Origin of the sequence: Pseudomonas fluorescens (assembly GCF_002837185.1) — a bacterium.
GTDB lineage: Bacteria > Pseudomonadota > Gammaproteobacteria > Pseudomonadales > Pseudomonadaceae > Aquipseudomonas > Aquipseudomonas fluorescens_AM.
In genome coordinates, this window is record NZ_KZ478055.1 from 1 (window position 1) to 1,628 (window position 1,628).

At 55.7% G+C, this 1,628-nt stretch carries 1 protein-coding gene; it reads left to right on the forward strand.

Translation table 11 applies throughout. The features are described from left to right. Nucleotides 1-1,628 (forward strand): immunoglobulin-like domain-containing protein (locus tag CIB54_RS27215; RefSeq protein ID WP_332871823.1); only part of this gene is annotated, 1,628 nt, incomplete at both ends.

The window sequence follows — 1,628 nt, forward strand, 5'->3', positions numbered from 1 at the left end:
CCGTCCCAGCGCCAAGCGATGACGTGTTCATCGACAAGAGCACGCAGACGGTCAAAATTACCGACGCAACGGGCGGCAACTTTGAGAAATTGGAAGTTGCTGGCAACGGTGCAACGACAACGATCAACGACACTATCGACAAGGTCGACGTAGTCCTGACCGCCACCACCACCGTCGGCGAAGGCGGCAACATCGTTTACACCGCCAGCCTTGTGGATAAAAACGGCGTACCGGTGACGAACATCACCAACCCGTTGACCGTCACGCTCGATAACGGCCAAAGCATCACCATCGGTGTAAACCAATCAAGCGCCAGCGTTTCGGTTGTTGCGCCGGATGACGTCTACAAAGGCGATCAGACCGTCACCACTGCTATCAAGACTGTCACTGGCGGCGAGCACTTCGAGAATTTGGTGCCAGGCACCGCGCCGGTTAATACCACCGTTACTGATACTCCAGGCACCGACAACACCACTACCGTCACGCTGACCGCACCGAACGCTGTTAACGAAGGTGGCCAGATTACGTACACCGCGACCTTGAGCAACAAGGCCGGTACTGACGTCACGCTGAAACTCGATAACGGCTCATCGATCACCATCAAAGCTGGTGAAACCGTCGGCACCGTGACTGTGCCAGCCCCTAACGATGACGTGTTCATCGATAAGAGCACTCAAACCGTTCAGATCACCGAAACCACTGGCGGCAACTTCGAGAAACTGGAAGTTGCGGGCAACGGTGCAACGACAGCGATCAACGACACCATCGACAAAGTCGACCTAGTTCTGACCGCCACCACCACCGTCGGCGAAGGCGGCAACATCGTTTACACCGCTAGCCTTGTGGATAAAAACGGCGTACCGGTGACGAACATCACCAACCCGTTGACCGTGACGCTCGATAACGGCCAGAGCATCACTATCGGTGTAAATCAGTCGAGCGGTAGCGTTTCGGTCGTTGCGCCTGATGATGTGTACAAGGGCGACCAAACCGTCACCGCTGCTATTCAGACCGTCACGGGTGGCGAGTACTTCGAGAATTTGGTGCCAGGCACCGCGCCGGTTAATACCACCGTTACTGATACTCCAGGCACTGATAACGCCACGACTGTCACGCTGACCGCACCGAATGCTGTTAACGAAGGTGGCCAGATTACGTACACCGCGACCTTGAGCAACAAGGCCGGTACTGACGTCACGCTGAAACTCGATAACGGATCGTCGATCACTATCAACGCCGGTGAAACCGTCGGCACCGTGACCGTGCCAGCCCCAAGCGATGACGTGTTCATCGATAAGAGCACTCAAACCGTTCAGATCACCGAAACCACCGGCGGGAACTTCGAGAAACTGGAAGTTGCGGGCAACGGTGCAACGACAGCGATCAACGACACCATCGACAAAGTCGACGTTGTCCTGACCGCTACCACCACCGTTGGCGAGGGCGGAAACATCGTCTATACCGCGAGCCTTGTGGATAAGAACGGTACGCCTGTAACCAACATCACCAACCCGTTGACGGTGACGCTGGATAATGGCCAGAGCATTACCATTAGTGTAAATCAATCGAGCGCCAGCGTTTCGGTTGTTGCGCCGGATGATGTCTACAAAGGCGATCAGACCGTCACC